Genomic DNA, 6,279 nt, shown 5'->3' with positions numbered 1-6,279 from the left:
ACACGCCATTCCGATGACCTGAGACACCCCATTCCGATGTCCTGAGACCAGACACTGTCACCCCGACTTGGGCGAAGGGCCTGATGGAAGAGAGACGGAGTCGGCTTCCATCAGGCCCTTCGGCTTGCCGGGAGACAGGGTGCCGGGAGCGCCTGTGAGGCCGGCCTCCTGTCACCCCGAGAGGCAGCACCGCATGCCGGTCCGAAGGTCGTGGAGATCATCCGGCACCGGGCGCCGACAAGACTCCACGACACTGAGAGCCCTTGACGCCACTCGCCGCCCGCGTCAGGGCAACAGGTCCAGACGCAGCTCGTTGATCGTGCGACCGGCCGCGATCCCCTTGGCCTCGAAGCCGTCCCGAGGCCGCCACGCCGGCCGGTCGACGCGATGGGCCTCGAAGCGCGGGTGCGCCGCGACCTCGGCGAGCGCGTGCTGGGCGTAGAAGTCCTGGTCGGTGGCGATGAGCACGTGGCCACCCGGCTTGAGCACACGGGCGAGCAGGTCGAGGTTGGCCGGGCTGACGAACCGCCGCTTGGTGTGCTTCTGCTTGCGCCACGGGTCGGGAAAGAAGAGGTGGACGGCGTCGAACGTGTCGTCGGCGACGCGCTCCTCGAGGAAGAGCACGGCGTCGCCGATCTCGACGCGCAGGTTCGGCACCCCTGCCTCGTCGGCATCGGCGAGCATCCGGGCGAGTCCCGGGGTGTGGACGTCCATGGCGAGGAGGTCGCGCTCGGGGAACGCGGCGGCATACGCGATCGCGGCGTGGCCGTGACCGCAGCCGATCTCGAGGACGACGGGGGCGGTGCGCCCGAAGGCTGCAGCGGGCTCGAAGGGCCCGTCGGGCACGGACCGCGCGGGCGCGAGCCGCTCGACCCGGTCCTTGGTCAGGGACGACAGCCGACCGCGACGCACGAAGGTCCGGACGCGCGCCGGCGTGACGCCGGGCGGCAGGTCGGGCACGACGTGCTCCTTGCGCCGGTCGGGGCCGGCCTCGCGGGTCGTCGTCGCTTCGGTGGGGTGCTCGCTCACGCAGGCATCGTAGTGACGGACCGCGTCGCCCCCGAAGCCGAGCAGGTGGGCGACGGCGTCGACCGGGCCGGGTCGCCGCCCCTCGTCGTGCAGGCACCGACCGGGCACCGGAGCGCGGCGATCGGTCAGGTGCGCCAGATCGTCACGACGGCGCGGTCGTCGCCGAGGCCGGCCGCCGCCTGGTCACAGAGCCGCTGGGCGAGCCCCTCGAAGCCGGTGCGGATGAACGACTCGGCGCGGCCCAGCATGCGGTCGATGCCGTCGACGAGAGCCTTGTCGCGGGCCTCGATGACCCCGTCGCTGTAGAGGACGAGGGCGTCGCCGCGACGGATCGTGCCGCTCTCGCGGGGGTACTCGGCGTGGTCGATGACGCCGAGCAGCGGTCCGCGACCACCGGAGAGCATCCGCCAGCGACCCGACCCGGCCGCGAACTGCGCGGCAGCGGGGTGACCGGCGTAGCCGATGGTGAAGTCGCCGCTCTCGAGGTTGACGGCGACGTGCACGGCCGTCGCAAAGCCCTCGGGCCAGCGCAGCCGCAGCAGGTGGTTGTTGGCGGACTGGAGGAATCCCCGCTCGCTCATCTCGCCGAGCAGGCCACCGAGCGCGCCGGAGAGCAGCAGCGACCGGGCGCCGACCTCGCGACCCTTGCCGGAGACGTCGACGAGGGCGATCTCGAGGGTGCAGCCGTCGGTGGAGCGACTCGCGACGACGAAGTCGCCCGCGAAGCTGTCGCCGTACGCCGACTCGAGCGCGACCTCGGCTCCCCACTGCGCCGGCAGCGGCGGCAGCTCGCCCTGGGCGCGGAGGCGGTCGCGCATGTCGACGAGCATCGACTCACCCGTGACCCCGACGACGCCGACCTGGGCCCTGGCGTGGGAGAGCCAGATCATGAGCAGCATCGTGACGACGGTGACGATCTGCGCTCCAGTCGTGGTCGGCTTCAGGGAGCCGAGGTAGGCCCCGAGGATCGCCATCGCGAGGAAGAGGCCGATGTAGACGACGAGCAGGTAGCGAGGCTCGAGAAAGAGGCCGGCGCCGACGACGATGAGGCCGTAGACGCTCCATGGGACCACCGTCGGCCACACGAAGACGGCAACCGTCGCGAGGATGCTGAGGAGCAGGAACACCGTGACGACGACCCAGGGGGCACGGCTGAGCCACGGGCCCAGAATTCGGAGTCGTCGCATCGGTCCGGCAGCGTAGCGCGGGCGTCGAGAGACGGAGCTCTCGTTGTCTGCCACGTGCCTCCCTTGCGGCGATGAAGGGGGACGGCGGACGTCGCGACGTCAGCGTGCGTCCGAGTCCGGCAGAGCCGGCACGTCCCCCGTGGTCTCGTACGCGGAAACCATACCCAGACGACGGCTGTGGCGCGCCTCATCGGTGAAGTTCGTCGCCACGAAGGTGTCGACGATCTCCTTGGCGACGTCGTCGGGCGTGAACCGCGCGCCGATCGAGACGACCTGCGCGTTGTTGTGCTCGCGCGCGAGGCTCGCGAGCTCGGCGTTGTAGGCGAGCGCCGCCCGGATGCCGCTGACCTTGTTGGCCGCGATCTGCTCGCCGTTGCCCGACCCGCCGAGCACGACGCCGAGCGAGCCCTCGTCGGCAGCGACGGCCTCGGCCGCGCGGAGCACGAAGACCGGGTAGTCGTCCTGGGCGTCGTAGGTGAACGGGCCGTGGTCGACGACCTCGTGGCCCGCGTCGCGCAGGTGCGCGGCGAGGGACTGGTGGAGCTCGTAGGCCGCGTGGTCGCCGCCGATGTGGATGCGCATGTCCGTCCTTGGGTGCGTCGTGTGGAGGGGAAGATCAGGTGAAGATGGGACCGAGCGTGCGGGTGCGCTTGAGCTCGAAGAAGCCGGGCGTGCCCGCGACGAGTACGCAGCCGTCCCAGAGCCGGGCGGCGTCCTCGCCCTTGGGCGCGGGCGTCACGACGGGGCCGAAGAAGGCGACACCGTCGACCGCGATGATCGGGGTGCCGACGTCGGTGCCGACGAGGCTGATCCCGCGCTTGTGACTGCGGTGCAGGGCCGCGTCGTGCTTCTTGTGGTGTGCCTCCCTGGCCAGGGCGGCGGGCAGGCCGACCTCCTCGAGCGACTCGCGGATGACCTCGTCGAAGTCGTTCATCTTGCGCAGGTGGATGCGGGTGCCCATGGCGTCGTAGAGCGGCTTGACGACGGAGTCACCGTGCGCCTCGGCCGCGGCGATGATGACCCGGACCGGGCCCCACGCCTCGTCCATCCGTGCCCGGTAGGCAGCGTCGAGGTCGTGACGGTGCTCGTTGAGGACCGCGAGGCTCATGACCGACCAGGTCACCTCGATGTCGCGCAGCGTCTCGACCTCCATGAGCCAGCGGGACGTCATCCACGCCCACGGGCAGATCGGGTCGAACCACATCTCGACGGCGTCGCGGCTCGTCTTCGGGCTGTCCTTCGCATCGGCCATGCGGCCCATCATGGCACTGCCACCTGCCTGCCCATCGCGGTGGTGGACGGGTCGGGGTTCCGTGCGAGGATGGCCCGCGACGACGGCGTCCGACCGACGATCCGTCGCGCCCCCAGCACCCTTCCCAGGAGGTCTCTACGTGCCCGGCAAGAACCTGACCCGCGACGAGGCGGCGAGCCGCGCCAGCATCCTGCGCGTCGAGTCCTACGACGTCCGTCTCGACCTGACGACGGGTCCGGAGAAGTTCCACACCGTCACCACGGTCACGTTCACCTGCTCCGAGCCCGGTGCCGACTCGTTCATCGACCTCATCGCCGACTCCGTCGAGACGGTCACGCTCAACGGCGTGGACCTCGACCCCGCCGAGGTCTTCGCGGACTCCCGGATCGCGCTCGCCGGCCTGGCGGCCGAGAACGAGCTCACCGTCGACGCCACGGGCCGCTACACCAACACCGGCGAGGGCCTGCACCGCTTCGTCGACCCGGTCGACAACGAGGTCTACCTCTACACGCAGTTCGAGGTCCCGGACTCCCGACGGATGTATGCCGTCTTCGAGCAGCCCGACCTCAAGGCGTCCTTCCGCTTCACGGTGACCGCCGCCGCGCACTGGAAGGTCATCAGCAACTCCCCCACGCCCGCCCCGCAGGCCGCCGGCGTGGCGGATGGCGTCGAGCGCGCGACGTGGTCGTTCGAGCCGACGCAGCGCATCTCCTCGTACATCACGGCACTCATCGCGGGCCCCTACGACGAGGTCCGTGACGAGGTCGAGACCCGCAAGGGTGTCGTGCCGCTCGGTGTCTTCTGCCGCAAGTCGCTGACGCAGTACCTCGACGCCGACAACATCTTCGACTGCACCAAGAAGGGCTTCGCGTTCTTCGAGGAGGAGTTCGACCAGCCGTACCCGTTCGAGAAGTACGACCAGATCTTCACGCCCGAGTACAACATGGGCGCGATGGAGAACGCCGGCGCGGTGACCTTCGTCGAGGTCTACATCTTCCGGTCCAAGGTGTCCGAGGCGAAGATCGAGCGCCGGGCCCTGACGATCCTGCACGAGCTGGCCCACATGTGGTTCGGCAACCTCGTGACGATGAAGTGGTGGGACGACCTCTGGCTCAACGAGTCGTTCGCCGAGTGGGCGTCGACGACGTGCCAGGCCGAGGCCACCGAGTGGACGAGCGCGTGGACGACCTTCGGCACGTCGGAGAAGGCGTGGGCGTACACCCAGGACCAGCTCTCGTCGACGCACCCGATCGCGGCCGACATGCGTCACCTCGGGGACGTCGAGGTCAACTTCGACGGCATCACGTACGCCAAGGGCGCATCGGTGCTCAAGCAGCTCGTGGCCTACGTCGGGCGCGAGCCTTTCGTGGCCGCGCTGCGCGAGTACTTCCGCAAGCACGCGTGGGGCAACACGACCCTGGCCGACCTGCTCGGCGAGCTCGAGAAGGCCTCGGGCCGCGAGCTGACCGAGTGGAGCAAGCTGTGGCTCGAGACGGCCGGCGTCAACACGCTGCGCCCCGTCTTCGAGGTCGACGCGGACGGCCGCTACAGCTCGTTCGCGGTCACGCAGACCGCGACCGAGGAGTACCCGACGCTCCGCCCCCACCGCATCGGCGTCGGGCGGTATGCCGTCCGGCCGAGTGAGGGCGGCGAGGTGCTCGAGCGCATCGGCTACGACGAGGTCGACATCGCGGGCGAGCGCACCGAGCTGGCCGAGCTCGTCGGCCAGGCGCAGCCGGACCTGCTGCTGCTCAACGACGACGACCTCGCCTACGGCAAGATCCGCCTGGACGATCGGTCGCTCGCGACGGCGCTCTCCCTCCCCCGCGGCTTCACCGACTCGCTGCCGCGCTCGCTCGTGCTCGGCGCGACATGGGACATGACGCGTGACGGCGAGATGCCGGCGCGTGACTTCGTCCGCTTCGTCCTCGAGTCGATGCCGGGCGAGACGGACTCCACGCTGCTGCGGGTCCTGCTCGGCCAGGTGTCGACGGCGGCCCGGCTGTACACGGCTCCGGAGCACCGGTCCGAGGTGTCGGCGCTGCTGTCGTCGTCCCTGCGCTCGCTCGCCGAGACGGCCGAGGCCGGCAGCGACGCCCAGTTCCAGCTCGTCGAGGCGTGGGCGGGCTCGACGTCAGACCCGGCCGACGAGGCTCGCCTGCGCGCGCTGCTGACCGGGACCGAGACGCTGCCGGGCCTCACGACCGACACGGAGCTGCGGTGGACCTTCCTCAAGGCCCTCGCGGCCCTCGGGGTGGCCGACGAGGTCGAGATCGAGACCGAGCTCGACCGTGACCCGACGGCCACCGGCAAGGAGCGCGCCGCCGAGGCCCTCGCCGCGCGTCCCACCGCCGAGGCCAAGGCCGACGCCTGGGCCAAGGCCGTCGAGCGCAACGACCTGTCCAACCAGATGGTCGAGGCGGTCAGTGCCGGCTTCCGGCGCAGCCGCGACCTGACGCTGCTCGAGCCCTACGTCGCGAAGTACCACGCGATGCTCGTCGATGCCTGGGCCGAGCGCAGCGTCGCCATCGGCGAGCGGGTCGTCGGCGGCTTCTACCCGTTCTCGCTCGCCAGCCAGGAGCTCAAGGACGCCTCGGACGCGTGGCTCGCGGCCAACGCCGACGCAGCGCCCGGCCTCGTGCGCACCGTCGCCGAGAACCGCGACACGATCGCCCGCGCCCTCGTGGCACAGGAGCGCGACCGCCGCGGCTGAGACCACGGTGCGGGGTCGACCCAGCAGGGTTGACCCCGCACCCCGCACCCCGCCCCTGCTGACCCCTCACCCCTGACTGAGACCCCAGTGATCGACGC

5 protein-coding genes are annotated in these 6,279 nt (G+C 70.7%); 1 reads left to right on the top strand and 4 read right to left on the bottom strand.

Annotation, left to right across the window (positions count from 1 at the left end):
• Nucleotides 1–285 precede the first annotated feature (285 nt).
• From trmB to NR112_RS21755, 4 genes are all read right to left on the bottom strand, one after another.
• A complete protein-coding gene (trmB, locus tag NR112_RS21770) occupies nucleotides 286–1,029 on the bottom strand; it encodes a tRNA (guanosine(46)-N7)-methyltransferase TrmB (RefSeq protein ID WP_256796372.1) in 744 nt (247 codons plus the stop codon).
• Nucleotides 1,030–1,154: 125 nt separating this feature from the next.
• Nucleotides 1,155–2,216, bottom strand: coding sequence for a PP2C family protein-serine/threonine phosphatase (locus NR112_RS21765; RefSeq protein ID WP_256796371.1), 1,062 nt, complete (start codon nucleotides 2,214–2,216; stop codon nucleotides 1,155–1,157).
• Between the two features lie 99 nt (nucleotides 2,217–2,315).
• On the bottom strand, nucleotides 2,316–2,798 hold the full coding sequence (locus tag NR112_RS21760) for a ribose-5-phosphate isomerase (protein WP_256796369.1): 483 nt from the start codon (nucleotides 2,796–2,798) through the stop codon (nucleotides 2,316–2,318).
• Between the two features lie 34 nt (nucleotides 2,799–2,832).
• Nucleotides 2,833–3,468, bottom strand: a complete 636-nt coding sequence (locus NR112_RS21755; RefSeq protein ID WP_256796368.1) for a DsbA family protein — start codon at nucleotides 3,466–3,468, stop codon at nucleotides 2,833–2,835.
• A gap of 139 nt (nucleotides 3,469–3,607) precedes the next feature.
• Here NR112_RS21755 and pepN point away from each other — a divergent pair, with 139 nt between their 5' ends.
• On the top strand, nucleotides 3,608–6,181 hold the full coding sequence (gene pepN / locus NR112_RS21750) for an aminopeptidase N (protein WP_256796367.1): 2,574 nt from the start codon (nucleotides 3,608–3,610) through the stop codon (nucleotides 6,179–6,181).
• The last annotated feature ends 98 nt before the right edge of the window (nucleotides 6,182–6,279 follow it).

This window comes from Terrabacter sp. Ter38 (assembly GCF_024519435.1).
Lineage (GTDB): Bacteria > Actinomycetota > Actinomycetes > Actinomycetales > Dermatophilaceae > Terrabacter.
Note: the sequence above shows the minus strand (reverse complement) of the source record. Positions and strands in the feature narration are given on the sequence as shown.

Coding starts and splice junctions, on each gene's coding strand:
- NR112_RS21765 (WP_256796371.1), bottom strand. CDS start 2,216: ATGCGACGACTCCGAATTCTGGGCCCGTGGCTCAGCCGTGCCCCCTGG.
- NR112_RS21760 (WP_256796369.1), bottom strand. CDS start 2,798: ATGCGCATCCACATCGGCGGCGACCACGCGGCCTACGAGCTCCACCAG.
- NR112_RS21755 (WP_256796368.1), bottom strand. CDS start 3,468: ATGGCCGATGCGAAGGACAGCCCGAAGACGAGCCGCGACGCCGTCGAG.